Genomic DNA, 24,071 nt, shown 5'->3' on the forward strand with positions numbered 1-24,071 from the left:
TCAAGATTTCTCAGGACGATGAAAAAGAAACGCCCCGTACTTCAGGATGTCGCCGATCGCGTCGGTGTGACCAAAATGACGGTCAGCCGTTTTTTACGTAACCCGGAGCAGGTTTCCGTTGCGTTACGTGGCAAGATTGCCGCTGCCCTTGATGAACTGGGTTATATCCCCAACCGCGCACCCGATATTCTCTCCAATGCGACCAGCCGTGCGGTGGGCGTCCTGCTTCCTTCCCTGACCAACCAGGTTTTCGCCGAAGTATTACGAGGAATCGAAAGCGTCACCGATGCTTTTGGCTATCAGACCATGCTCGCCCACTACGGATACAAGCCGGAACTGGAAGAGGAGCGTCTTGAATCGATGCTTTCCTGGAACATCGACGGCCTGATTTTAACCGAACGTACCCACACTGCCCGCACGCTCAAAATGATTGAAGTGGCCGGTATCCCGGTGGTGGAGCTGATGGACAGCCAGTCTCCGTGCCTCGACATCGCCGTTGGGTTCGATAACTTCGAAGCGGCGCGCCAGATGACGGCGGCCATTATTGCCCGTGGGCATCGTCATATCGCCTATCTGGGTGCGCGTCTGGATGAACGTACTATCATCAAACAGAAGGGATACGAGCAGGCGATGCTCGACGCGAACTTAACCCCCTACAGCGTGATGGTGGAGCAGTCCTCTTCCTATACGTCGGGTATTGAGCTGATGCGTCAGGCACGACGCGAGTATCCACAACTGGACGGTATTTTCTGCACCAACGATGACCTTGCGGTCGGCGCGGCGTTTGAGTGCCAGCGTCTGGGGCTTAAGATCCCCGACGATATGGCGATTGCCGGTTTCCACGGCCACGACATCGGCCAGGTGATGGAGCCGCGTCTGGCGAGCGTCCTGACCCCGCGTGAACGTATGGGCCGCATTGGCGCAGAACGCCTGCTGGCGCGCATTCGTGGCGAGACGGTTACCCCGAAAATGTTAGATTTAGGTTTCACCTTGTCACCGGGTGGATCTATTTGAACTGACAAATTTGAAGTAGCTCACACTTATTCACTTCGCGCACGTTTGGATATTGCTTCTCTTTTGCCCCAGCAGGACAATGTTACCGATAACTGTTACCCGTAACAATTGACTGAGGGACACCCTTTGAGCACGACTAATCACGATCACCACGTCTACGTCCTGATGGGCGTTTCCGGTAGCGGGAAATCAGCCGTAGCCAGTGAAGTGGCGCATCAACTCCAGGCTGCGTTCCTTGATGGCGACTTCCTCCATCCGCGCAGCAACATCATGAAAATGGCCTCCGGCGAGCCGCTGAACGACGACGACCGCAAACCGTGGTTGCAGGCGCTGAATGACGCCGCGTTCGCTATGCAGCGCACTAACAAAGTCTCCCTGATCGTCTGCTCTGCGCTGAAAAAAACCTATCGCGACCTGCTGCGCGACGGCAACCCGAACCTCTCTTTCATCTACCTGAAAGGGGATTTCGAGGTGATTGAAAGCCGTCTGAAGGCGCGTAAAGGTCACTTCTTCAAAACCCAGATGCTGGTGACGCAGTTCGAAGCGCTGCAGGAGCCGGGTGAAGATGAGAAAGACGTCTTAGTGGTTGATATCGATCAGTCACTGGAAGGTGTTGTTGCCAGCACCATCGAGGTCATTAATAAAAGGCAGTAAGTTTTGAGTACATTAACGCTAGTTTTAACAGCAGTGGGTTCCGTGTTGCTGCTGCTGTTTTTAGTGATGAAGGCGAGCATGCACGCTTTTGTTGCTTTGATGGTGGTTTCTATAGGTGCAGGTCTCTTTTCCGGTATGCCGCTCGACAAGATCGCCGCGACGATGGAAAAAGGGATGGGCGGTACGCTGGGCTTCCTGGCGATTGTGGTCGCCCTTGGCGCGATGTTTGGCAAGATTTTGCACGAGACGGGCGCGGTCGACCAGATTGCCGTCAAGATGCTGAAATCCTTCGGCCACAGCCGTGCGCACTACGCGATTGGCCTGGCTGGCCTGATTTGCGCGCTGCCGCTGTTCTTCGAAGTGGCCGTTGTGCTGCTGATAAGCGTCGCGTTCTCCATGGCGCGCCATACCGGCACTAACCTCGTGAAGCTGGTTATTCCGCTGTTTGCGGGCGTGGCGGCGGCCGCAGCGTTTCTGCTGCCGGGGCCTGCGCCGATGCTGCTGGCGTCCCAGATGCACGCTGACTTTGGCTGGATGATCCTGATCGGCCTATGCGCGGCAATTCCGGGGATGATTATTGCCGGTCCGCTGTGGGGCAACTTCATCAGCCGTTACGTTGAGCTGCACATTCCGGATGACGTCACCGAGCCGCACCTGGGCGAGGGCAAAATGCCGTCCTTCGGCTTCAGCCTGTCGCTGATCCTGCTCCCGCTGGTTCTCGTGGGTCTGAAAACCATCGCCGCGCGCTTTGTGCCGGTGGGTTCCAGCGCCTACGAATGGTTCGAGTTCATCGGCCACCCGTTCACGGCGATCCTGGTGGCCTGTCTGGTGGCGATTTACGGCCTGGCGATGCGTCAGGGGATGCCAAAAGACCGAGTGATGGAGATCTGCGGTGCCGCGCTGCAGCCTGCGGGTATTATCCTGCTGGTGATCGGTGCCGGTGGCGTGTTCAAGCAGGTGCTGGTGGATTCCGGCGTGGGTCCGGCTCTGGGCGAAGCGCTGACCGGGATGGGCCTGCCGATTGCGGTAACCTGCTTCGTACTGGCCGCGGCGGTGCGTATCATCCAGGGTTCCGCAACCGTGGCGTGTTTAACCGCCGTGGGTCTGGTGATGCCGGTGATTGAACAGCTGAACTACTCCGGTGCGCAGATGGCCGCGCTGTCTATCTGTATCGCGGGCGGTTCGATTGTGGTCTCTCACGTTAACGACGCGGGCTTCTGGCTGTTCGGTAAATTTACCGGCGCCACCGAAGCGCAAACCCTGAAAACCTGGACGCTGATGGAAACCATCCTCGGCACGACGGGTGCGATTGTCGGGATGATTGCCTTTACGCTGCTGAGCTGAATGCGGTGATTTAACAAGGCTCAAAAATAAGGCCCGGTAGCGTTAGCGCTTACCGGGCCTTTATATTATGCAGAACGCCAGGCCGGGTCAGGTGAAGCCACCACCCGGCTTTTTCACATCACTCGCCCTGCGTCGCGCTCTCAATCGTTAAACGCACGTCCGAAGTGATCAGCTCTGCCAGCATCTGGTACACCTTCAGCGTCTCTTCCGGCTCGGCATCGCCCGTATCGCTAATGAAGCCTTCGTCACGCAGCGTCAGCACCAGAGAGCTGAAGACCGCTTTGTCGAAGAATTCAGGGGCGTTAATGCCGTGCAGAACGGACAGGCGCTGTGCCAGCGTCCGGCTCTCTTTCTCCAGCGTACCGCGGTTGATAGACGGGTTCGCACTCAGCAGCCAGAACGTTATGGCGTAGCGCTGCAGCGTTTCGCGCGCGCCGGCCGCCAGCAGTTGCAGGGTGCGGGAGCGTGAAGGATTGATGTGCAGCTCGTCGTTTGAGACGGTAATCAGCCCCTGACGACGCAGCTCTTCCGTCAGTTTATCCAGTTCGCCCGCCAGCTCATCTTTGCTCCAGCGCAGGAACAGCTCCGCTTTCAGCATCGGGTAGAGCGTATCAACGTGACGCAAGAGTTCCTGACGCGAGATACGGCGATGCTGGGTGATGATGGCCGCCATGAGCGACGGCAGCATCAGCATATGGGTGATGTTGTTGCGGTAGTACGTCATCAGAACTGCCTGCTCGCGCGGCAGAATGATGATGTCGCCGATCGTGTCCTTTTCGACTTCAAACTTGTTCATCTGCAACGCGTGATCGATAAGCTCACTGGCGGTAGCAGAAGGCACAGTTGAATCAACGGAATACGGCACGTTGCGCATCATGTCCAGATAGCAATCCAGCTGCTCCGTGAGCTGTTCGCGGGTCAGCGAGCGCTGACGCGAAGCCAGAAGCGCCGTACAGCACAGGTTCATGGCGTTAGCCGCACCGGCGTTGTTAATGCGCACCATCAGCTCGGACGCGATGCCGTTAACCGTTGGCGTCAGCCAGGCTGGACGAATCGCTTCGATAGGATCGATGGATTCGCGCCACTCGGGAACGTGATGGTTCAGGTACGTCATCAGCGGCATCGGCTCGCCAAAGTTCACATAGCCCTGACCGAGATTGCGTAGCTTGCTTAAGCCGCGCAGCATCTGCGGCAGGCTCTCTTTCTCTTTGGTCGCACCGCGCAGCTCTTTGGCGTACGTGCCCACTTCCATCACGTGCTCATAGCCAATGTAGATTGGCACCAGCGTGATTGGACGGGTTCCTCCGCGCAGCATCGCCTGAATGGTCATCGACAGCGTGCCGGTCTTCGGATCGAGCAGGCGTCCGGTACGGGAACGACCGCCTTCGACGAAGTACTCCACAGAATAGCCGCGGCTGAACAGCTCGCCCAGATACTCGCGGAACACGGTGGAGTAGAGCTTGTTGCCCTTGAAGGTACGACGGATAAAGAAGGCGCCCAGGCGGCGGAAAATCGGGCCTGCTGGCCAGAAATTCAGGTTGATACCGGCAGCAATGTGCGGCGGTACCAGCCCCTGATGATAGAGCACATAGGAAAGAAGCAGGTAGTCCATGTGGCTGCGGTGGCAGGGAACATAGACAATCTCATGGCCGTCATGCGCCAGCTGGCGTACGCGCTCGGCGTTATGAACGTTGATGCCCTGGTAGAGGCGGTTCCAGGTAAAGCCGAGAATACGATCGGACAGGCGGATCATCTCGTATGAGAAGTTCGCTGCAATCTCTTCCATCAGTGCAATGGCGTTCTGCTGGGCTTTCTCATGCGATATTTTCTTGCTGCGCGCTTCGTCTTCGACGGCGCGGGCAATCGCTTTGGAGGCCAGCAGCTTGTTGAACAGATCCTGACGCGCCGGGAGACGCGGCCCTACGGCAGCCAGGCGCTGGCGGGCGAAGTGCATACGCGCCACGCGCGCCAGTTTCTGCGCGATGATCTTGTCGGTGCCGTGCTCGTCCGCCATTCGACGCAGCGAAACGGAAGGGGAGAAACGCACAAAGCTGTCGCGTCCCAGCCAGGAGACCGCGAAGAACTTCTGGATGCCGTTAAGCATGCGCAGCGGCGGGTTCTCTTCACCTTTTTCACGGCCCGGGCGACGACCAAACATCACCGATACCGGCACCATCTGCACATCCAGATCGGGGTTGCTGCGGTGCAGGTCGAGATAGTCATGGAACAGCTTGATGGACTCTTCTTTTGGCGTGTAGTAGGTAAACACGCGCGGTCCACCGTGAATGAACACGTAGCGCGGCAGTAAAGTGCCGTCAACTTCTAGCGGTTCAAGCGGGTCAGGTAAGTCATGCGCCAGACACTGGGCGCGAAGCGTTAGTAAGTCTGCCTTCGAGTTATAAGGCAAAACGTACATAATAGGACGCGACGTATCGAGCCCCAATTCCAGCGCGGGTTCCGCTGGGATAGACTTGCTTTTTACCAGGATGCTTAATGGTAAATTAAGTAATTTGTAGTAAATTCGTGGCCAGCCGGACATAAACGATGTAAAGCCTCTGGTTAATAATGCAATTGCGGCGCAAGGATAACAGAAAGCGCGCAAAATTTCTGTTGTTACCCGTCATACTTCAGGCTGTAGCGAAACGCGCTACAGTTCCTGTTACTGACGCTTTTTTTCATAAAAGGTTCTTTTAATGGCCAATAATACCACTGGGTTAACGCGTATCATCAAAGCCGCCGGCTATTCATGGAAAGGGTTCCGTGCCGCGTGGATCAACGAAGCCGCCTTTCGCCAGGAGGGCGTCGCCGCTATCATCGCGGTGATCATCGCCTGTTTCCTTGATGTTGATGCTATTACCCGCGTACTTCTTATCGGTTCCGTGCTTCTGGTGATGATAGTGGAAATTCTTAATAGCGCTATTGAAGCTGTTGTTGATCGCATTGGTTCAGATTTCCACGAGCTTTCTGGCCGCGCAAAAGACATGGGCTCTGCTGCCGTGTTGCTGGCGATTATCACTGCCGTAATCACCTGGGTCACGCTGCTTTGGTCACATTTCCGATGAGCCTCGAGGAATAATTAAGTCCCTGGTTTTTTGTGCAGTTTTTGGTTCCAAAATCGCCTTTGACTGTATATACTCACAGCATAACTGTATATACACCCAGGGGGCGGAATGAAAGCGTTAACGACCAGGCAGCAAGAGGTGTTTGATCTCATCCGGGATCATATCGGCCAGACGGGTATGCCACCCACGCGTGCGGAAATCGCGCAGCGTCTGGGCTTCCGTTCTCCGAATGCTGCCGAAGAACACCTCAAAGCGCTGGCGCGTAAGGGCGTGATTGAGATTGTTTCAGGCGCGTCACGTGGTATCCGCCTACTGGTGGAAGAAGAGACGGGCATTCCGCTGGTGGGGCGTGTTGCTGCCGGTGAGCCTTTACTGGCACAGCAGCATATTGAAGGCCACTACCAGGTCGATCCGGCCATGTTCAAACCGAGCGCTGATTTCCTGCTGCGCGTCAGCGGTATGTCGATGAAAGACATCGGCATTCTTGACGGCGATCTGCTTGCGGTGCACAAAACGCAGGATGTGCGTAACGGCCAGGTGGTTGTCGCACGCATTGATGATGAAGTCACCGTCAAGCGTTTGAAAAAACAGGGGAACACCGTTCAGCTACTGCCTGAAAACAATGAGTTCTCCCCGATTGTGGTCGATCTCCGCGAACACAACTTCTCTATCGAAGGACTGGCGGTTGGGGTCATTCGCAACGGCGAATGGCTGTAACCTCTTCCTGACAGGCTATGGCGCCGCTGTAGCCTGCTTCATTCTCCACTCCCGGTATTTTTCATGTCACTGCTGACGGCATCCGATAAGGCATTGTGGCGTCTTGCTCTGCCGATGATTTTCTCCAATATTACCGTTCCCTTGCTCGGTCTGGTCGATACTGCCGTTATTGGTCACCTTGATTCGCCTGTTTATCTTGGCGGCGTGGCGATTGGCGCGACGGCAACCAGCTTCCTGTTTATGCTGCTGCTCTTTTTGCGTATGAGCACCACCGGGCTTACGGCACAGGCTTATGGCGCAAAAGATCCGCTGCGTCTGGCGCGCGCGCTGGTGCAGCCGCTGATCCTTGCGCTTGGCGCGGGGGCGTTAATCGTTTTATTACGTACGCCTCTGATCGACCTTGCACTCCATGTTGTTGGCGGCAGCGAGGCGGTACTGGCGCAGGCGCGACGTTTCCTTGAAATCCGCTGGCTCAGCGCGCCCGCGTCGCTGGCTAACCTGGTTCTGCTGGGGTGGCTACTGGGCGTTCAGTACGCCCGTGCGCCGGTCATTTTGCTGGTGGTGGGTAACCTGCTCAATATCGTTTTGGATGTCTGGCTGGTCATGGGTCTGCATATGAATGTGCAGGGCGCGGCGCTGGCGACGGCGATTGCCGAGTACGGAACCTTTATTATTGGCCTGTGGATGGTCTGGCGCGTGCTGGCGATGCGCGGCATCTCCCTGGCGCTGCTCAAAACCGCATGGCGCGGCAATATCCGTAAGCTGCTGGCACTTAATCGTGACATCATGCTGCGCTCGCTGCTGCTTCAGCTCTGCTTCGGCGCGCTGACGGTATTCGGGGCTCGACTGGGGCCAGAAATCGTTGCGGTCAACGCGGTATTGATGACGCTACTGACCTTTACCGCCTACGCGCTGGACGGTTTTGCCTATGCGGTAGAAGCGCATTCCGGGCAGGCGTACGGTGCGCGCGAAAGCGGGCAGCTTCGGGACGTCTGGCGGGCAGCCTGCCGTCAGTCGGGACTGGTGGCGCTGGCGTTCGGCCTGGTTTACGCCTGCCTGGGTGAGCAGATCGTTGCATTGCTAACGTCTATCCCTGCGCTGCGCGAACTGGCGAGTCACTATCTCATCTGGCAAGTCATATTACCGGTGGTCGGCGTCTGGTGTTATCTGCTGGACGGCATGTTTATTGGTGCGACGCGCGGAGCGGAAATGCGCAACAGCATGGCGGTCGCGGCGGCAGGGTTTGGCCTGACGCTACTGACGCTTCCCTGGCTGGGTAATCACGGTTTGTGGCTGGCCCTGGCCGTTTTCCTCTCGCTGCGAGGGATATCGCTGGCTTTTATCTGGCACCGCCACTGGCAAAACAATACCTGGTTCTCTTCACGTCACGATATATCGTGACGGTTAAAGATTCCGAATATGAAATCAACTGCCGAATCCTTAACTACAATAATTATCACGTCCAGCAGAAAAGAACGTAACGGACGTTACGACCCGACGCTTAACTAAGAGGACACGATGATGAATAAAGACGAAATCGGCGGCAACTGGAAGCAGTTCAAAGGTAAAGCGAAAGAAAAGTGGGGTAAGCTGACTGATGACGATATGACCGTCATTGAAGGTAAACGCGATCAGCTTGTCGGTAAAATTCAGGAACGTTACGGCTACGCGAAAGATCAGGCGGAAAACGAAGTCAAAGACTGGGAAACCCGTAACGACTACCGCTGGTAACGCTGAATAACCCACAGGGCGGCTCTAAGCCGCCTTTTCTTTTGCCGTTAACGCGGCTTTTTCTTCACAAGAATTGAGTGGTCGTGCTGGCACGCATCCTGATGGCGACAGGCTTCCACTTCCACGCAGGCAGAGCACAGCCCGTGCGCTTCAATCACGTTATGACGCAGGGCAAAACCCATTTTCGCCGCCAGCGTATGCATAATATCTTCCACGCCTTCCGCAGCCTCTTCTTTCACCACGCCGCAGCGGTCACAGATAAACATCGCCGACGTGTGGGTGGGCTGATCGAACAGATGGCACAGCACATAGCTGTTGGTGGATTCAACCTTATGCACGAACCCTTGTTCAAGCAGGAAATCCAGGGCGCGATACACCGTCGGTGGCTTCGCCTGCGGCTCGCTTTCGCGGAGCAGGTCGAGCAGATCGTAGGCGCTGATAGCACCCTGCTGCAGGCTCATCAGACGTAATACTTCAAGGCGCTGCGGAGTCAGGCGCACATTGCGTTGCGCGCACAGCTTTTCGGCCTGCGCTAACAGCTCTTTTGTGGACTTATCCATGTAGCACCCCGGATGTTATAGGACGGAAAACCCCCACTTTATCATGTTCTGGTAAAAACACCGAGATCCGCCAGTCTGTGCTATACCTGACCCATTACAAACCGGGAAATAAACAATGAAAAAACCTGACTGTATTCGGCACTGGCGCGACGTAGAAGGCGCGGATGATTCGACCTATCCAGATAGCGATGAGCTTTTTTCTATAGGCGCCCCGCTGGCTCGCAAGCTCGGGCTCGGGCGCATTGGCATCCATCATGAGCGTTTACCGCCCGGGCGCAGAACGTCCTATCCGCATGCTGAAAGCGATGAAGAAGAGTTCATTTACGTGATTGAAGGTTATCCAGACGCGTGGATTAATGGCTATTTATGGAAACTTGAACCGGGCGACAGCGTGGGGTTTCCTGCCGGAACCGGTATCTGCCACACCTTTATTAACAACACGGAGGAAGAGGTGCGGTTGCTGGTCGTAGGCGAGGCCAACAAGAAGCACAATCGCATCTACTATCCCCTCAATCCGGTGTATGCCGCTACCCGAGAGGATCGCTGGGTTGACCACCCACCCCAGTTTTTTGGACCGCATGATGGAAAACCTGGGAAAAAATAATTTCCTCTTCTATAAATATTGAGGGCCGTCACAAAATATAACAGGCCGTAAGGGAGTTTTACTTAGGGAAAGAAATAGCGGGTCTTTTACTACTTATTCACAGCAATAGTTCGTTCCTGTTTGGGTGATAACAGACAGGGGTTATTTCATAACAGACTATAACGGGCATACTGTGAAAAAAAATTTTAAATTTTCGGTGGTGAGTATCGCTGTTTCCTTGTTTATGGCAAATCAGGCGGGAGCAGCCAATACCTGGACAGAATCACGAAGTGACGCAATGGGGGGCACTGGCGTTGCCTCCGGGAGCTATGGTAGCGGGGCGTTAATCAACCCCGCGTTGCTGGCAAAGGCAAAACCGGACGATGATGTGACGGTCATTTTGCCGTCCGTTGGCGTACAGGTAACGGATAAAGACAATCTTCAGGACGAGATTGATAACATCAACGACAAAATTAATCACTACAAGGATGTGGTTGATGGCCTCACGCCAAGAGAGATTATTACCAATCCGTTAGGTTCCATTAATCAATTCCAGGGCGCGGCCAAAGATCTGGCCGATGAGTTGGACTATCTCAAGGGCAAAACCGCACGCGCGACGGCAGGTGCAGGGCTTGCCGTGAGTATCCCTAACGATGTGCTTTCTGTGGCCTTTATGGCGAAAGGCTATGCTCATGGCCGGGTGAGCTCGTCTATCGATCAGCAAGATATTGATTATCTGCGCGGTATTCAACGAAGCAATGTGGTGGCTGCCGGTGTTGCCCTGGACGCTGCGCTGAACGGCACGGATCAGATCACTAAAAATCTCAACTCAACGGCGTCTGGCCGGGCGGCGATTGTGTCCGATTATGGTGTTGCCGTTGCCCGTCAGTTTGACCTCGGCGGCGTCCCTGTTTCCGTGGGCGTGACGCCAAAACTGCAAAAAACCTGGGTCTATAACTACACCACCTCAATCTACGATTACGACAGTAACAAGTGGAACGACAGCCGCTACCGCACGGACGACACGGGCTTTAACGTCGATGCCGGTATTGCGGCTGATTTCGGCGAACACTGGACGGTAGGCGTGAGCGGACAAAACCTGATGTCGCGCGATATCGACACCAAAGATATCCGTATCCGCAACGGCCGTACGGGAGAAGTGGTGAGCTATAAAGATACCTACCAGATCCGTCCGCTGGTGACCGCCGGTGCCGCCTGGCACAACGATCTGGTGACGCTGACCGCCGATGGCGATTTGACGGAAACCAAAGGCTTCAAGAGCGAAGATACGTCGCAGTATGTGGGTGTCGGTGCCGAGGTTACGCCGCTCAGCTGGCTGGCGGTGCGTGCGGGTTATCGCGCGGACGTGAAGGGTAACGACAGCAATGTCTTTACCGGAGGTGTCGGTTTCGCGCCGTTCAGCACCGTTCATGTAGACCTGATGGGTCTGTACGGTGAAGACGAAACCTGGGGCGCAGGGGCTCAGCTGAGTATGACGTTCTAAAGTCCACCGGAGGCGCTGCGCCTCCGGCTTTTCTTTGTGCTATAGTAGCGCCCCTTTTCCACCAGATGCTTAAAACTTCGCCATGTCGTCAGAATTACAGACCGCTTTCCCTGCACACCGTTTCTCCATTGCGCCGATGCTCGACTGGACGGACAGACACTGCCGCTATTTCCTGCGCCAGCTCTCCCGCCATACGCTGTTGTACACCGAAATGGTGACCACGGGCGCAATCATTCACGGGAAGGGCGACTATCTGGCCTACAGCGAAGAAGAGCATCCGGTTGCCCTGCAGCTGGGCGGCAGCGATCGGGCTGCGCTGGCGCAGTGCGCAAAGCTGGCAGAAGCGCGCGGCTACGACGAGATCAACCTTAACGTTGGCTGCCCGTCCGACCGCGTGCAAAACGGCATGTTTGGCGCATGTTTGATGGGGAACGCGCAGCTGGTAGCGGACTGTATCAAGGCGATGCGCGATGTGGTCTCCATTCCGGTCACGGTCAAAACCCGTATCGGCATTGACGACCAGGACAGCTACGAATTCCTGTGCGACTTCATCAATACGGTATCCGGGAAAGGCGAGTGCGAGATGTTCATCATCCACGCGCGAAAAGCCTGGCTCTCCGGCCTCAGCCCGAAAGAGAACCGTGAGATCCCGCCGCTGGACTATCCGCGCGTATATCAGCTGAAGCGTGACTTCCCGCACCTGACGATGTCCATTAACGGCGGCATCAAGTCGCTGGAAGAGGCTAAAGCCCATCTGGAACATATGGATGGCGTGATGGTCGGGCGCGAGGCGTATCAGAACCCGGGCATTCTGGCGACGGTCGATCGCGAAATCTTTGGCATCGAAGGCGCGGACACCGATCCGGTTGCCGTCGTGCGTGCGATGTACCCTTACATTGAGCGCGAGCTGAGCAATGGCACGTATCTCGGCCATATCACCCGCCATATGCTTGGCCTGTTCCAGGGTATTCCTGGCGCGCGTCAGTGGCGACGCTACCTGAGCGAGAATGCGCATAAAGCCGGTGCAGATATCGAGGTGCTGGAACATGCGCTGCGACTGGTGGCAGACAAGCGATAACTTTCGCTAAAAGTTCGTCAAATTCACCACGCCCTGCAAACGCTCGCGGGGCGTTTTACTTTAATAACAACACGTTAAGTCTGGCATGATTCTTGTAATGCCTACTGCATTACTCGGGAACTCGTGGGAGAGCACCATGCTGGAACTACTTTTTGTGATTGGCTTTTTTGTCATGCTGTTAGCGACAGGCGTTTCGCTGCTCGGCATTCTGGCGGCTATCGTGGTGGCGACGGTGGTCATGTTTATTGGGGGATTGTTTGCCCTGACGATCAAACTGTTGCCGTGGCTACTGCTGGCCATTGCGGTCGTGTGGGTTATTCGGGCGATTAAAGCGCCAAAAGTGCCCAGTTATCAGCGCAATAACCGCTTCCGTTACTAAGGTATTGAGGGGTTCGTCACATACTTGTAACTTTTCCGGCGGCAGGGCTTAGAACAGAATAGGATTTACTTATCGAATCTGTCACTATGACTGCCGCTAAAGAATTCATCGAGCTGTACCCTACATACAGCCGAACTAAAAAAAGAAAGGGCTTCCCACGGGAAGCCCAATTTCTTTTTGGGACTCAGGGAATCAACAAGCTCGACCCCTGCGTCGCCCGGCTCTCCAGCACCTCATGCGCGCGCTGCGCATCGGTCAGCGCGAATTTCTGCGCATCTGCCACATCCACTTTGATGACACCGCTGGCGATCAGCGAGAACAGCTCGTTGCTGGCTTCCTCAAGTTCTTCCCGGTTGGTGATGTATCCTTGCAGGGAAGGGCGAGTCACGTACAGAGAACCTTTCTGGTTCAGAATACCCAGGTTAACGCCGGTTACCGCGCCTGACGCATTGCCGAAGCTGACCATCAGACCACGGCGCTGCAGACAGTCCAGCGACGCTTCCCACGTGTCTTTCCCCACCGAGTCATACACCACGCGCACTTTTTTGCCGCTGGTGATCTCCTTCAGCCGCTCAACAATGCTCTCTTCACGGTAGTTAATCACCTGCCAGGCGCCCGCCTGCAGCGCGCGCTGCGCTTTTTGTGCATTTCCGACGGTGCCGATCAGCTTCGCGCCCAGTGCTTTTGCCCACTGACAGGCGATGAGCCCGACGCCACCCGCTGCGGCATGGAACAGGAACTGCTCGTCGGGCTTAATTTCATAGGTTTTGCGCAGCAGGTAGTAAACCGTCAAACCTTTCAGGAACGAGGCCGCTGCCTGCTCAAAGGAGATGGCGTTAGGTAGCAGGGCGGCTTTATCTGCCGGAACGTTGTGGACGGAGCTGTAAGCGCCCAGCGCTGACTGCGCATACACCACGCGGTCGCCCTCTTTAATATGCTTGACCGCGCTGCCCACTTTGACGACGACACCGGCTGCCTCGGTGCCCAGGCCGCTCGGCATTGACGGAGGCGGGTAGAGACCGCCGCGAATATAGGTGTCGATGTAGTTTATGCCGATGGCTTTGTTTTCAACCTGCACTTCGTTTTCGCCAGGCACGGCAGGGGTGAACTCTACCGCTTTCAGTACGTCTGGCCCACCGTGTTTCTGGAATTCAATGCGCGTTGCCATGCTCCCTCCGTAAGAAAAATATGGTAATCTTTCGACCCACTCTTTATCTCGGTAACTCCATTCACTATGGCAGGAAACAAACCCTTCAACAAACAGACTGAACCTCGCGAGCGTGATTTCCAGGTCGCAGGGTTAAAAGTCCCGCCGCACTCGATTGAAGCGGAACAGTCGGTGTTGGGCGGTTTAATGCTGGATAACGAACGCTGGGACGACGTCGCCGAGCGCGTCGTGGCGGAAGATTTCTACACCCGTCCGCACCGCCATATCTTTACCGAAATGGCGCGTCTGCAGGAGTCGGGCAGCCCGATAGACCTAATCACGCTCGCGGAATCGCTGGAGCGTCTTGGGCAACTCGACAGCTGCGGCGGGTTTGCCTATCTGGCGGAACTGTCAAAAAACACGCCTAGTGCGGCGAACATCAGCGCTTATGCCGATATCGTGCGCGAACGTGCCGTCGTTCGCGAGATGATCTCGGTGGCGAACGAGATCGCCGAAGCCGGTTTTGATCCACAGGGTCGCACCAGCGAAGATCTGCTCGACCTCGCTGAGTCACGCGTCTTTAAAATCGCAGAAAGCCGCGCCAATAAAGACGAAGGCCCAAAAAACATCGCCGATGTCCTCGACGCCACCGTGGCTCGTATCGAACAGCTGTTCCAGCAGCCGCACGATGGCGTCACCGGCGTGAACACAGGCTATGACGATTTGAACAAGAAAACCGCCGGCCTGCAGCCGTCGGATTTGATCATCGTTGCCGCGCGTCCGTCGATGGGTAAAACCACATTTGCGATGAACCTCGTCGAAAACGCGGCGATGTTGCAGGATAAGCCAGTGCTTATCTTCAGTCTTGAGATGCCCTCCGAACAGATTATGATGCGTTCTCTGGCGTCGCTGTCGCGCGTGGATCAGACCCGCATCCGTACCGGCCAGCTCGATGATGAAGACTGGGCGCGCATCTCCGGCACCATGGGCATTCTGCTGGAAAAACGTAACATCTATATCGATGACTCCTCCGGCCTGACGCCGACGGAGGTTCGTTCCCGCGCGCGCCGTATCGCCCGTGAACACGGCGGCATCGGTCTTATCATGATCGACTACTTACAGCTGATGCGCGTCCCGTCGCTCTCCGACAACCGTACGCTGGAAATTGCGGAGATTTCCCGCTCGCTCAAGGCGTTAGCCAAAGAGCTGCACGTTCCGGTCGTTGCGCTGTCGCAGCTTAACCGCTCCCTGGAACAACGTGCCGACAAGCGCCCGGTCAACTCTGACCTGCGTGAGTCCGGCTCCATCGAGCAGGATGCCGACTTAATCATGTTCATCTACCGTGATGAGGTTTATCACGAGAACAGCGACCTGAAAGGGATCGCCGAAATTATTATTGGTAAACAACGTAACGGCCCGATCGGGACGGTGCGTCTGACCTTTAACGGACAGTGGTCGCGGTTCGACAACTATGCCGGTCCTCAATATGATGATGAGTAATTTCTAAGGAATTCAAATGCAAGCGGCAACTGTTGTTATTAACCGCCGCGCTCTGCGACACAACCTGCAACGTCTGCGTGAACTGGCGCCCGCCAGCAAGCTCGTTGCAGTCGTGAAAGCGAACGCTTACGGACACGGTCTTCTGGAGACCGCGCGAACGCTCCCCGATGCCGACGCCTTTGGCGTCGCCCGTCTTGAAGAAGCCCTCCGCCTGCGCGCGGGCGGCATTACTCAACCCATTCTGCTCCTCGAAGGCTTTTTCGAAGCCACAGATTTGCCGACCATCGCTGACCAGCATCTTCACACGGCAGTGCATAATGAAGAACAGCTCGCCGCACTCGAAACCGCCGAGCTGAGCGAGCCGGTGACCGTATGGATGAAGCTCGACACGGGCATGCACCGTCTCGGCGTGCGTCCGGAGAGTGCGGAAGCGTTTTATCAGCGCTTATGCCGGTGCAAAAACGTGCGCCAACCGGTGAATATCGTTAGCCACTTCGCCCGCGCCGATGAGCCCGAGTGCGGTGCGACCGAGCGGCAGCTGGATATCTTTAATACCTTTTGCGAAGGCAAACCGGGGATGCGTTCGATTGCGGCATCGGGCGGTATTCTGCTGTGGCCGCAGTCGCATTTCGACTGGGCGCGACCGGGCATCATTCTCTACGGCGTGTCGCCGCTGGAGAACAAACCCTGGGGGCCGGACTTTGGCTTCCAGCCGGTCATGTCGCTGGTCTCTAACCTGATTGCCGTGCGTGACCATAAAGCGGGTGAGCCGGTGGGCTATGGCGGTACCTGGTCCAGCGAGCGTGATACCCGTCTTGGCGTAGTGGCGATGGGCTATGGTGACGGATATCCGCGTGCCGCACCGTCGGGTACGCCGGTTCTGGTCAACGGTCGCGAGGTGAAGATTGTTGGCCGCGTGGCTATGGACATGATTTGTGTCGATCTGGGGCCTGAAGCCCAGGATAAGCCAGGCGACGATGTGGTGATGTGGGGCGAAGGTTTACCCGTTGAGCGCATCTCGGAAATCACGAAAGTAAGTGCTTACGAACTTATCACGCGCCTGACGTCAAGGGTGGCGATGAAGTACATCGACTAACATTTTACTCCAGGGAAGGATAATGTCCCCTTCAGAAATCGCTGCTTGTCTGGCCTATGCGCTCTCCGTCTGGCTGGCCGCCAGAAATAACATCCATACGTGGTGGATTGGCATCATAGGCAGCGGGCTTTATGCCTGGGTCTTCTATTCTGTGCAGCTATATGCTGACGTTACCCTTCAGTTCTTCTTCATCATTACGAGCATAACCGGCTGGCTGCACTGGCTGAAAGGCAATCGCGGGGATGTACTGCCCGTTCGGCGTACCAGACCGGGGCATTTTTTTATTCTGCTGGCCTGTGCCATGAGCGTGGCGGCGGTGTACGGATTGATTTTGCATCTCTACACCAATGCCTGGGCGCCCTGGCTGGATTCCATCATTTTGACGCTCAGCGTTCTTGCTCAGTTTATGCTAATGGGACGACGTCTGGAAAACTGGTACGTCTGGATTGCCGTTAACACGCTGGCGGTACCGCTATATGCGATGAGGGACCTGCATCTGACCGCCGGGTTATATCTGCTGTTTTGGTTTAATGCGTGGCACGGGCTTTATCAGTGGCGTAAGGAGATCCGCGCGCAATGAAGCGTTATGCCAGCGGCCTGGTTGTGGGCAAATTCGCACCATTACATGCAGGCCATGAAGCGCTTATCAATGCGGCACTTGAGCAGTGCGAGACGGTCTTTATCATTAGCTATTCGGTGCCGGAAATACGCGGTTATGAACCTGAAAAACGACTTCACTGGTTAACGACGCGCTTCCCGCAATGTCGCCACCTTGTGCTTTCTCCGCAGGTGATGGCGTCTTACGATATTGCGCCGCCCCCACCGAACGACGCTGACGCCGATCTGCATCGTCATTACGTTGCCACGCTGTGTGAAGACATCCTGCATTGTCAGCCACAGGCGGTATTTACTGCCGAAGACTATGGCGATGGGTTTGCCAGTGTGTTGAGCCAACGTTTCGGACGACCGGTTGCGCACGTTCGTCTCCAGCGTTCACTGGAACCTGATGCCCCTTCGGGAACGCGCATACGTTCTGATGTTCATCGTTATCGTAAGATGATGTCCCCTGAGGTTTATCGCAGCTTTGTTTTCCGCATCTGCTTATTAGGAGGAGAATCAACGGGCAAAAGCACGCTTTCTAAGGCACTAGCGCAGACGCTAAACGTCCCGTACGTTGCAGAGTATGGTCGTGAACACTGGGAAGCAAAGAATGGCGTTCTTGAGCTGGAGGATTTGCTGCATATAGCCCGAGAGCAAGTGCGCCGAGAGGAATTATCCTGTATCGCGCCTTACCTGGTGTGCGATACGTCACCTTTAACGACCTTGTTTTACACGCTCGATCAGTTTGGCAGCGCGCCGCAGGCATTAATTGAGTTAGCCGAACGCAACTATTCTCTGGTCGTACTCTGCGGGGATGAATTTCCCTTTGTGCAGGATGGGACCCGTCAGGATGAGGCGTTTCGTCATCGGCAGCAAGCGTGGTATGAAGCGGAGCTGTCACAGCGAAATATCCCCTTTTTGCGCGTGCAGGGTCCACTCTCTGCGCGAATCGATCAAATTTGCCGATATATCCAGGGGCTGGCCTGATATCGCTCTCGACCTTCTCCCACTTCCGGTTTATTGTTGAAATCCCTGCCTCATCGAATTCCGGAGAACCATCGCGTGTTTCAGAAAGTTGACGCCTATGCCGGCGACCCTATCCTCTCCTTAATGGAGCGTTTCAAAGAAGATCCTCGCAGCAACAAAGTGAACCTTAGCATCGGTTTGTATTACAACCACGAGGGTTTTATTCCTCAGCTGCAGGCCGTTGCCGAAGCTGAAGCGCGTCTGAACGCTGTTCCACACGGCGCGTCGCTCTATCTGCCGATGGAAGGGTTAAATGCCTATCGCAGCACCATTGCGCCGCTGCTGTTTGGTGCCGATCACGCGGTGCTCGCGCAAAAACGCGTGGCGACCATCCAGACGCTGGGCGGCTCGGGTGCGCTGAAAGTGGGTGCAGACTTCCTGAAAAAATACTTCCCGGATTCAGGCGTGTGGGTGAGTGACCCGACGTGGGAAAACCACGTTGCGATCTTCGAGGGCGCAGGCTTCAAAGTGGCGACCTATCCGTGGTTCGACAGCGAAACTAACGGCGTGCGCGTTGAAGCGCTGCTGGAAAAACTGAACACCCTGCCGGAGCGCAGTATTGTACTGCTGCATCCATGCTGCCATAACCCGACCGGTGCGGATCTCACCAATGCCCAGTGGGATGCGGTGATTGAGGTACTGAAGGCCCGCAACCTGATCCCGTTCCTCGACATTGCCTACCAGGGCTTTGGCGCGGGCATGGAAGAAGATGCTTACGCTATTCGCGCCGTGGCCAGCGCCGGGCTGCCAGCGCTGGTCAGCAACTCCTTCTCTAAAATCTTCTCCCTGTACGGTGAACGCGTTGGCGGCCTGTCCGTGGTGTGTGAAGACGCCGAAGCGGCAGGTCGCGTGCTCGGCCAGCTTAAGGCGACGGTGCGCCGCATTTACTCCAGCCCGCCGAACTTTGGTGCGCAGGTGGTGGCGACGGTCCTCGGTGACGAACAGCTGAAAGCGTCCTGGCTTGCGGAAGTGGAAGCGATGCGCCAGCGCATTCAGACGATGCGTCAGGAGCTGGTTAACGTCCTGAAAGAGGCCGTGCCGGGACATAATTTCGACTATCTGCTCAAGCAGCGCGGGATGTTCAGCTATACCGGACTGAGTGCGGCACAGGTCGATCGCCTGCGCGAAGAGTTCGGCGTCTACCTGATCGCCAGCGGCCGTATGTGCGTGGCGGGTCTGAATGCCAGCAACGTTCATCGCGTTGCGCAGGCGTTAGCTGCTGTGATGTAAGTACTCACTACCTATTTTCTCCCTCTCCCTGTGGGAGAGGGCTGGGGTGAGGGCATCAGGCCGCAGAAAATCTTGCCCGGTGGCGGCTGCGCCTTACCGGGCCTACACGCCTCTTCCGCGCTTTGTGATCGTCTTCTTTTTATTCAGCTTCATAAGCAAAAACTCCTTCCCTTCACCTCCCGCTGGGGTTATGGTCGGATAGTTTTTTGACCATTCGCTCAAAATAAAACGATAACAAACTGAATATTCAGGGGAAAATATGCGCAAGATCACACTGGCGCTCAGCGCCGCCTGCTTATTGTTCTCGCTTAATAGCGCCGTCGTCGCGCGAGCTTCTGCCCCGACGCCGCTTTACACCGGCACCACCGCCGCCATTCTCGCCGAGCAGGCGCCCATTCACTGGGTTTCCGTGGCCCAAATCGAAAACAGCCTGATGGGCAGTGCGCCAATGGCCGTAGGTTTTGACATTGACGATACCGTGCTGTTCTCAAGCCCCGGCTTCTGGCGCGGTAAGAAAACGTATTCACCAGACAGCGAAGCGTATCTGAAGAACCCGGAATTCTGGGAAAAAATGAATAACGGCTGGGACGAATTCAGCATCCCGAAAGAGGTTGCCCGTGCGCTTATTGCCATGCACGTGAAGCGCGGTGACAGCATTTATTTTGTGACCGGCCGCAGCCAGACCAAAACGGAAACCGTCTCTAAAACGCTGCAGGATGATTTCCAGATCCCGGTGACCAGCATGAATCCGGTAATTTTTGCCGGTGACAAAGAAGGGCAAAACACCAAAACCCAGTGGCTGGAAAAGAAAAATATCAAAGTATTCTACGGCGATTCAGATAACGACATCACCGCCGCGCATGACGTGGGTGCCAGAGGGATCAGGGTGTTACGTGCCTCTAACTCCACGTATCGACCGCTGCCGATGGCCGGAAAGTTTGGCGAAGAGGTGATCGTCAACTCGGAGTATTAAGTACCCGGCAGCGGGTTTGACTCTTTTTTAATCAAATCTCGCTGCTGCGGGTTTTACCTTTCGTCTTCTTGCTGCACACTTAGAAAGATTCATCTTTCATCACGGAGCAGCACATGTGGTACCAACAGACCCTGACCTTAAGCGCAAAACCACGCGGATTTCACCTGGTGACGGATGAAGTCATCGGGCAACTCCGCGACCTGTCGCGGGTGAAAACGGGTTTGCTGCATCTGCTGCTTCAGCATACGTCCGCCTCTCTCACGCTTAATGAAAATTGCGATCCCACCGTCCGGTCCGACATGGAGCACCATTTTCTGAAGAGCGTCCCGGACAACGCGCCTTACGAGCATGACTATGAGGGGGCGGACGATATGCCTTCGCATATTAAATCCTCCCTGCTGGGCGTATCGTTGATGCTGCCGGTTCACAACGGGCGGCTGATGTTGGGAACGTGGCAGGGGATCTGGCTGGGAGAGCATCGCATTCACGGTGGTTCGCGTAAAATTATCGCCACGCTACAAGGGGAATAAAGATGACAATTTCGGAGATACTTCAGTACTGCATGAGCAAGCCCGGCGCGGAGCAGAGCGTCCACAGCGACTGGAAAGCCACGCAGATTAAGGTGGGTGATGTGCTGTTTGCGATGGTGAAAGAGGTGGAAGGCCGCCCGGCGGCGTCGCTGAAAACCAGCCCTGAACTGGCGGATTTGCTACGCCAGCAGCATGATGACGTGAGGCCGAGCAAGCACCTCAATAAGGCGCACTGGAGCACCGTCTATCTGGACGGGACGATTCCAGGCTCGCAGATTTACTACCTGGTGGACGCGTCCTATCAGCAGGCGGTTGAGCTGCTGCCGGAAACCACCCGACAGCAACTCTCCGTGTGACAATTACAGCAACGGTTTAAGGAAGCGCGCGGTGTGCGAGGCTTCGCACTCTGCAACGGTCTCTGGCGTACCGGAGACGAGAATTTCACCGCCGCCGCTGCCGCCTTCCGGGCCGAGATCGACAATCCAGTCCGCAGTTTTAATCACGTCCAGGTTATGTTCGATGACCACGATAGTGTTGCCCTGGTCGCGCAGTTGATGCAGAACCTCGAGCAGCTGCTGGATGTCGGCAAAGTGCAGGCCGGTGGTCGGCTCGTCCAGAATGTAGAGCGTCTGACCGGTACCGCGTTTTGACAGCTCACGCGCCAGCTTCACGCGCTGCGCTTCACCGCCGGACAGCGTGGTTGCGGACTGTCCCAGACGAATGTAGGTCAGGCCTACGTCCATTAGCGTCTGCAGCTTACGCGCCAGCGCAGGGACGGCGTCAAAGAACTCGCGCGCCTCTTCGATGGTCATATCCAGCACTTCGTGGATGGTCTTGCCTTTGTACTTAATCTCCAGCGTTTCACGGTTATAGCGCTTGCCCTTGCACTGGTCGCACGGCACGTAGATATCCGGCAGGAAGTGCATCTCAACCTTGATCACACCGTCGCCCTGGCACGCTTCGCAGCGGCCGCCGCGTACGTTAAAGCTGAAACGTCCTGGCGTATAGCCGCGGGAGCGCGCTTCCGGCACGCCAGCAAACAGTTCACGTACGGGCGTGAATACGCCCGTGTAGGTCGCCGGGTTAGAGCGCGGGGTACGGCCAATCGGGCTCTGGTCGATGTCGATAACTTTATCGAAATGCTCCAGCCCCTGGATGTCGCGGTACGGTGCAGGCTCGGCCAGCGTCGCGCCGTTCAGCGCCGTCTGCGCAATCGGGAACAGCGTATCGTTGATCAGCGTCGATTTACCGGAACCGGACACGCCGGTAATACAGGTAAACAGGCCAACCGGCAGCGTCAGGGTGACGTCTTTCAGGTTGTTGCCGCGCGCGCCGGTCAGCTTCAGCACTTTTTCCGGATCTGCCGCTACGCGCTGTTTCGGCACTTCAATCTTGCGCTTGCCGCTCATAAACTGGCCGGTCAGCGACTCGGGTACCGCCATGATGTCCTTTAGCGTGCCTTCCGCGACCACCTGGCCGCCGTGTACGCCAGCGCCTGGGCCAATGTCGATGACGTGGTCAGCCGCACGGATCGCATCTTCGTCGTGCTCGACCACGATCACCGTGTTGCCGAGGTTGCGAAGGTGGACAAGCGTGCCGAGCAGACGCTCGTTGTCGCGCTGGTGCAGGCCGATGGACGGCTCATCCAGCACGTACATTACGCCGACTAAGCCCGCGCCAATCTGGCTGGCCAGACGGATACGCTGGGCCTCACCGCCGGAGAGCGTTTCCGCCGAGCGGGAAAGCGTCAGGTAGTTCAGGCCGACGTTCACCAGGAACTTCAGGCGATCGCCGATCTCTTTCAGCACTTTTTCGGCAATTTTTGCACGCTGGCCGGAGAGCTTCAGGTTGTTGAAGAAGTCCATCGCGTGGCCGATGCTCATGTCAGAGATGGTCGGCAGCGCGGTGTTTTCCACAAACACGTGACGCGCCTCGCGGCGCAGACGCGTGCCTTCACAGGTGGCGCAGGAGCGGTTGCTGATAAACTTCGCCAGCTCCTCGCGCACCGCGCTGGATTCGGTCTCTTTGTAGCGGCGCTCCATATTGTGCAGCACCCCTTCGAACGGGTGGCGACGCACGGAGGTATCGCCGCGATCGTTCATGTACTTGAACTCGATGTTCTCTTTGCCGGAACCGAACAGGATCACTTTGTGCACGTTCGGGCTCAGGCTCGCCCACGGCGCTTCGACGTCGAACTTGTAGTGCTCCGCCAGCGATTTCAGCATCTGGAAGTAGTAGAAGTTACGCTTGTCCCAGCCGCGAATGGCGCCGCCCGCCAGCGACAGCTCCGGGTTCTGGATCACGCGGTCCGGGTCGAAATACTGCTGAACGCCCAGGCCGTCACACGTCGGGCACGCGCCCGCCGGGTTGTTAAAGGAGAACAGGCGCGGTTCCAGCTCGCGCATGCTGTAGCCGCAAATCGGGCAGGCAAAGTTGGCGGAGAAGAGCAGCTCTTCCGCTTTTGGGTCATCCATGTCGGAGACCACGGCCGTGCCGCCGGAGAGTTCCAGCGCGGTTTCAAAGGATTCCGCCAGACGCGTGGCGAGATCGTCGCGTACCTTAAAGCGGTCAATCACCACCTCGATGGTGTGCTTCTTCTGCAGCTCCAGCTTTGGCGGATCGGACAGGTCACACACCTCACCGTCGATACGGGCGCGGATATAGCCCTGGCTTGCCAGGTTTTCCAGCGTTTTGGTGTGTTCGCCTTTTCGCTCTTTGATGATCGGCGCCAGCAGCATCAGGCGTTTGCCTTCCGGCTGCGACAGCACGTTATCCACCATCTGGCTTACGGTCTGGGCCGCCAGCGGGACGTCGTGGTCCGGGCAGCGCGGCTCGCCCACGCGGGCATACAGCAGACGCAGGTAGTCATGAATTTCGGTAATGGTACCGACCGTTGAGCGCGGGTTATGCGAGGTGGACTTCTGCTCAATAGAGATAGCAGGGGACAACCCTTCAATATGGTCGACATCCGGTTTTTCCATCAGTGACAGGAACTGACGCGCGTACGCAGAGAGTGATTCAACGTAACGACGCTGTCCTTCGGCATACAAAGTGTCGAAAGCCAGTGAGGATTTGCCAGACCCCGAAAGCCCGGTCACGACAATGAGTTTGTCGCGAGGGATTATGAGGTTGATATTCTTGAGATTGTGGGTGCGGGCGCCCCGAACTTCGATCTTATCCATTCACCTTTCCCGGTTGGAACACGGATTGCCTGATTTGTTTGAAGGACAAACGGCTGTCAGAAACGGCTAATTATGACACAATTTGACCTGTTTGAATATACAGTATTGGAATGCATTTTCTGATTGGCTGTGTAACAATGTTGAGTTGCGAGAGAACTCTG

23 protein-coding genes are annotated in these 24,071 nt (G+C 56.3%); 19 read left to right on the plus strand and 4 right to left on the minus strand.

Features of this window, described 5'->3' with window-relative positions; all coding sequences use genetic code 11:
- Positions 1 to 18 precede the first annotated feature (18 nt).
- The 3 genes from gntR (at position 19) to gntU (ending at position 3,012) form a co-directional block, all read left to right on the plus strand.
- A complete protein-coding gene (gntR, locus tag GVO84_RS01535) occupies positions 19 to 1,014 on the plus strand; it encodes a gluconate operon transcriptional repressor GntR (protein ID WP_021242747.1) in 996 nt (331 codons plus the stop codon).
- A 126-nt stretch (positions 1,015 to 1,140) separates the two neighbouring features.
- Entirely contained in the window at positions 1,141 to 1,668 is a 528-nt protein-coding gene (gntK, locus tag GVO84_RS01540; RefSeq protein WP_008503362.1) for a gluconokinase, read from the plus strand.
- A 3-nt stretch (positions 1,669 to 1,671) separates the two neighbouring features.
- A complete protein-coding gene (gntU, locus tag GVO84_RS01545; protein ID WP_159737319.1) occupies positions 1,672 to 3,012 on the plus strand; it encodes a gluconate transporter in 1,341 nt (446 codons plus the stop codon).
- A 118-nt stretch (positions 3,013 to 3,130) separates the two neighbouring features.
- On the opposite strand, the gene plsB is transcribed toward gntU, so the two are convergent.
- On the minus strand, positions 3,131 to 5,551 hold the full coding sequence (gene plsB / locus GVO84_RS01550; protein WP_063144995.1) for a glycerol-3-phosphate 1-O-acyltransferase PlsB: 2,421 nt from the start codon (positions 5,549 to 5,551) through the stop codon (positions 3,131 to 3,133).
- A 154-nt stretch (positions 5,552 to 5,705) separates the two neighbouring features.
- Between plsB and GVO84_RS01555 the strand changes: the two genes are divergently transcribed.
- The 4 genes from GVO84_RS01555 to GVO84_RS01570 all read left to right on the plus strand — a co-directional run bounded on the left by GVO84_RS01555 (position 5,706) and on the right by GVO84_RS01570 (position 8,522).
- A complete protein-coding gene (locus tag GVO84_RS01555) occupies positions 5,706 to 6,074 on the plus strand; it encodes a diacylglycerol kinase (protein ID WP_023334158.1) in 369 nt (122 codons plus the stop codon).
- A 108-nt stretch (positions 6,075 to 6,182) separates the two neighbouring features.
- Positions 6,183 to 6,791, plus strand: a complete 609-nt coding sequence (gene lexA / locus GVO84_RS01560) for a transcriptional repressor LexA (RefSeq protein WP_024906710.1) — start codon at positions 6,183 to 6,185, stop codon at positions 6,789 to 6,791.
- 63 nt (positions 6,792 to 6,854) lie between these two features.
- Complete coding sequence (dinF, locus tag GVO84_RS01565; RefSeq protein WP_159515327.1) at positions 6,855 to 8,192, plus strand: MATE family efflux transporter DinF; 1,338 nt, start codon at positions 6,855 to 6,857, stop codon at positions 8,190 to 8,192.
- 120 nt (positions 8,193 to 8,312) lie between these two features.
- Positions 8,313 to 8,522: a CsbD family protein gene (locus GVO84_RS01570; protein ID WP_024906712.1), complete on the plus strand. Its 210-nt coding sequence runs from the start codon at positions 8,313 to 8,315 to the stop codon at positions 8,520 to 8,522.
- A gap of 47 nt (positions 8,523 to 8,569) precedes the next feature.
- Here the strand turns inward: GVO84_RS01570 and zur are convergent, their stop codons facing one another.
- Positions 8,570 to 9,082 carry a zinc uptake transcriptional repressor Zur gene (gene zur / locus GVO84_RS01575; RefSeq protein ID WP_008503369.1) on the minus strand — a complete coding sequence of 171 codons (513 nt, stop codon included), beginning with the start codon at positions 9,080 to 9,082 and terminating at the stop codon, positions 8,570 to 8,572.
- 115 nt (positions 9,083 to 9,197) lie between these two features.
- Between zur and GVO84_RS01580 the strand changes: the two genes are divergently transcribed.
- From GVO84_RS01580 to pspG, 4 genes are all read left to right on the plus strand, one after another.
- The gene (locus GVO84_RS01580; RefSeq protein ID WP_121426231.1) at positions 9,198 to 9,686 is read left to right on the plus strand and encodes a cupin domain-containing protein; all 489 of its coding nucleotides are present in this window, start codon (positions 9,198 to 9,200) and stop codon (positions 9,684 to 9,686) included.
- A gap of 172 nt (positions 9,687 to 9,858) precedes the next feature.
- On the plus strand, positions 9,859 to 11,169 hold the full coding sequence (locus GVO84_RS01585; RefSeq protein ID WP_159515328.1) for a conjugal transfer protein TraF: 1,311 nt from the start codon (positions 9,859 to 9,861) through the stop codon (positions 11,167 to 11,169).
- Positions 11,170 to 11,251: 82 nt separating this feature from the next.
- Positions 11,252 to 12,247: a tRNA dihydrouridine(20/20a) synthase DusA gene (gene dusA / locus GVO84_RS01590; protein WP_159515329.1), complete on the plus strand. Its 996-nt coding sequence runs from the start codon at positions 11,252 to 11,254 to the stop codon at positions 12,245 to 12,247.
- A gap of 136 nt (positions 12,248 to 12,383) precedes the next feature.
- Positions 12,384 to 12,626, plus strand: a complete 243-nt coding sequence (gene pspG / locus GVO84_RS01595; RefSeq protein ID WP_023310044.1) for an envelope stress response protein PspG — start codon at positions 12,384 to 12,386, stop codon at positions 12,624 to 12,626.
- A 184-nt stretch (positions 12,627 to 12,810) separates the two neighbouring features.
- On the opposite strand, the gene GVO84_RS01600 is transcribed toward pspG, so the two are convergent.
- Positions 12,811 to 13,794, minus strand: coding sequence for a quinone oxidoreductase (locus GVO84_RS01600; RefSeq protein ID WP_159515330.1), 984 nt, complete (start codon positions 13,792 to 13,794; stop codon positions 12,811 to 12,813).
- Between the two features lie 66 nt (positions 13,795 to 13,860).
- Between GVO84_RS01600 and dnaB the strand changes: the two genes are divergently transcribed.
- The 8 genes from dnaB (at position 13,861) to GVO84_RS01640 (ending at position 21,084) form a co-directional block, all read left to right on the plus strand.
- The gene (dnaB, locus tag GVO84_RS01605) at positions 13,861 to 15,273 is read left to right on the plus strand and encodes a replicative DNA helicase (protein ID WP_023310046.1); all 1,413 of its coding nucleotides are present in this window, start codon (positions 13,861 to 13,863) and stop codon (positions 15,271 to 15,273) included.
- 16 nt (positions 15,274 to 15,289) lie between these two features.
- On the plus strand, positions 15,290 to 16,369 hold the full coding sequence (gene alr, locus GVO84_RS01610) for an alanine racemase (RefSeq protein WP_159515331.1): 1,080 nt from the start codon (positions 15,290 to 15,292) through the stop codon (positions 16,367 to 16,369).
- Between the two features lie 22 nt (positions 16,370 to 16,391).
- Entirely contained in the window at positions 16,392 to 16,949 is a 558-nt protein-coding gene (gene pnuC / locus GVO84_RS01615; RefSeq protein WP_159515332.1) for a nicotinamide riboside transporter PnuC, read from the plus strand.
- Positions 16,946 to 17,956 (plus strand): AAA family ATPase, encoded by a 1,011-nt coding sequence (locus GVO84_RS01620; protein ID WP_159515333.1) that lies wholly within the window; start codon positions 16,946 to 16,948, stop codon positions 17,954 to 17,956. The genes pnuC and GVO84_RS01620 overlap by 4 nt, the downstream gene beginning before the upstream one ends.
- Before the next feature lie 75 nt (positions 17,957 to 18,031).
- Positions 18,032 to 19,225, plus strand: coding sequence for an aromatic amino acid transaminase (gene tyrB / locus GVO84_RS01625; RefSeq protein ID WP_159515334.1), 1,194 nt, complete (start codon positions 18,032 to 18,034; stop codon positions 19,223 to 19,225).
- A 259-nt stretch (positions 19,226 to 19,484) separates the two neighbouring features.
- The gene (aphA, locus tag GVO84_RS01630) at positions 19,485 to 20,198 is read left to right on the plus strand and encodes an acid phosphatase AphA (protein WP_159515335.1); all 714 of its coding nucleotides are present in this window, start codon (positions 19,485 to 19,487) and stop codon (positions 20,196 to 20,198) included.
- A gap of 113 nt (positions 20,199 to 20,311) precedes the next feature.
- Complete coding sequence (locus tag GVO84_RS01635) at positions 20,312 to 20,728, plus strand: secondary thiamine-phosphate synthase enzyme YjbQ (RefSeq protein WP_029740213.1); 417 nt, start codon at positions 20,312 to 20,314, stop codon at positions 20,726 to 20,728.
- 2 nt (positions 20,729 to 20,730) lie between these two features.
- Positions 20,731 to 21,084 carry an MmcQ/YjbR family DNA-binding protein gene (locus GVO84_RS01640; RefSeq protein ID WP_148244255.1) on the plus strand — a complete coding sequence of 118 codons (354 nt, stop codon included), beginning with the start codon at positions 20,731 to 20,733 and terminating at the stop codon, positions 21,082 to 21,084.
- Between the two features lie 3 nt (positions 21,085 to 21,087).
- Here the strand turns inward: GVO84_RS01640 and uvrA are convergent, their stop codons facing one another.
- A complete protein-coding gene (gene uvrA, locus GVO84_RS01645; RefSeq protein WP_029740212.1) occupies positions 21,088 to 23,910 on the minus strand; it encodes an excinuclease ABC subunit UvrA in 2,823 nt (940 codons plus the stop codon).
- Between the last annotated feature and the right edge of the window lie 161 nt (positions 23,911 to 24,071).

Source organism: Enterobacter sp. SM3, assembly GCF_009811935.2.
GTDB classification, from domain to species: domain Bacteria; phylum Pseudomonadota; class Gammaproteobacteria; order Enterobacterales; family Enterobacteriaceae; genus Enterobacter; species Enterobacter asburiae_D.

Coding starts and splice junctions, on each gene's coding strand:
- dusA (WP_159515329.1), top strand. CDS start 11,252: ATGTCGTCAGAATTACAGACCGCTTTCCCTGCACACCGTTTCTCCATT.
- GVO84_RS01580 (WP_121426231.1), top strand. CDS start 9,198: ATGAAAAAACCTGACTGTATTCGGCACTGGCGCGACGTAGAAGGCGCG.
- aphA (WP_159515335.1), top strand. CDS start 19,485: ATGCGCAAGATCACACTGGCGCTCAGCGCCGCCTGCTTATTGTTCTCG.
- lexA (WP_024906710.1), top strand. CDS start 6,183: ATGAAAGCGTTAACGACCAGGCAGCAAGAGGTGTTTGATCTCATCCGG.
- dinF (WP_159515327.1), top strand. CDS start 6,855: ATGTCACTGCTGACGGCATCCGATAAGGCATTGTGGCGTCTTGCTCTG.
- GVO84_RS01635 (WP_029740213.1), top strand. CDS start 20,312: ATGTGGTACCAACAGACCCTGACCTTAAGCGCAAAACCACGCGGATTT.
- pnuC (WP_159515332.1), top strand. CDS start 16,392: ATGTCCCCTTCAGAAATCGCTGCTTGTCTGGCCTATGCGCTCTCCGTC.
- pspG (WP_023310044.1), top strand. CDS start 12,384: ATGCTGGAACTACTTTTTGTGATTGGCTTTTTTGTCATGCTGTTAGCG.
- dnaB (WP_023310046.1), top strand. CDS start 13,861: ATGGCAGGAAACAAACCCTTCAACAAACAGACTGAACCTCGCGAGCGT.
- zur (WP_008503369.1), bottom strand. CDS start 9,082: ATGGATAAGTCCACAAAAGAGCTGTTAGCGCAGGCCGAAAAGCTGTGC.
- gntR (WP_021242747.1), top strand. CDS start 19: ATGAAAAAGAAACGCCCCGTACTTCAGGATGTCGCCGATCGCGTCGGT.
- GVO84_RS01640 (WP_148244255.1), top strand. CDS start 20,731: ATGACAATTTCGGAGATACTTCAGTACTGCATGAGCAAGCCCGGCGCG.
- GVO84_RS01570 (WP_024906712.1), top strand. CDS start 8,313: ATGAATAAAGACGAAATCGGCGGCAACTGGAAGCAGTTCAAAGGTAAA.
- GVO84_RS01600 (WP_159515330.1), bottom strand. CDS start 13,794: ATGGCAACGCGCATTGAATTCCAGAAACACGGTGGGCCAGACGTACTG.
- GVO84_RS01620 (WP_159515333.1), top strand. CDS start 16,946: ATGAAGCGTTATGCCAGCGGCCTGGTTGTGGGCAAATTCGCACCATTA.
- GVO84_RS01555 (WP_023334158.1), top strand. CDS start 5,706: ATGGCCAATAATACCACTGGGTTAACGCGTATCATCAAAGCCGCCGGC.
- plsB (WP_063144995.1), bottom strand. CDS start 5,551: ATGTCCGGCTGGCCACGAATTTACTACAAATTACTTAATTTACCATTA.
- uvrA (WP_029740212.1), bottom strand. CDS start 23,910: ATGGATAAGATCGAAGTTCGGGGCGCCCGCACCCACAATCTCAAGAAT.
- alr (WP_159515331.1), top strand. CDS start 15,290: ATGCAAGCGGCAACTGTTGTTATTAACCGCCGCGCTCTGCGACACAAC.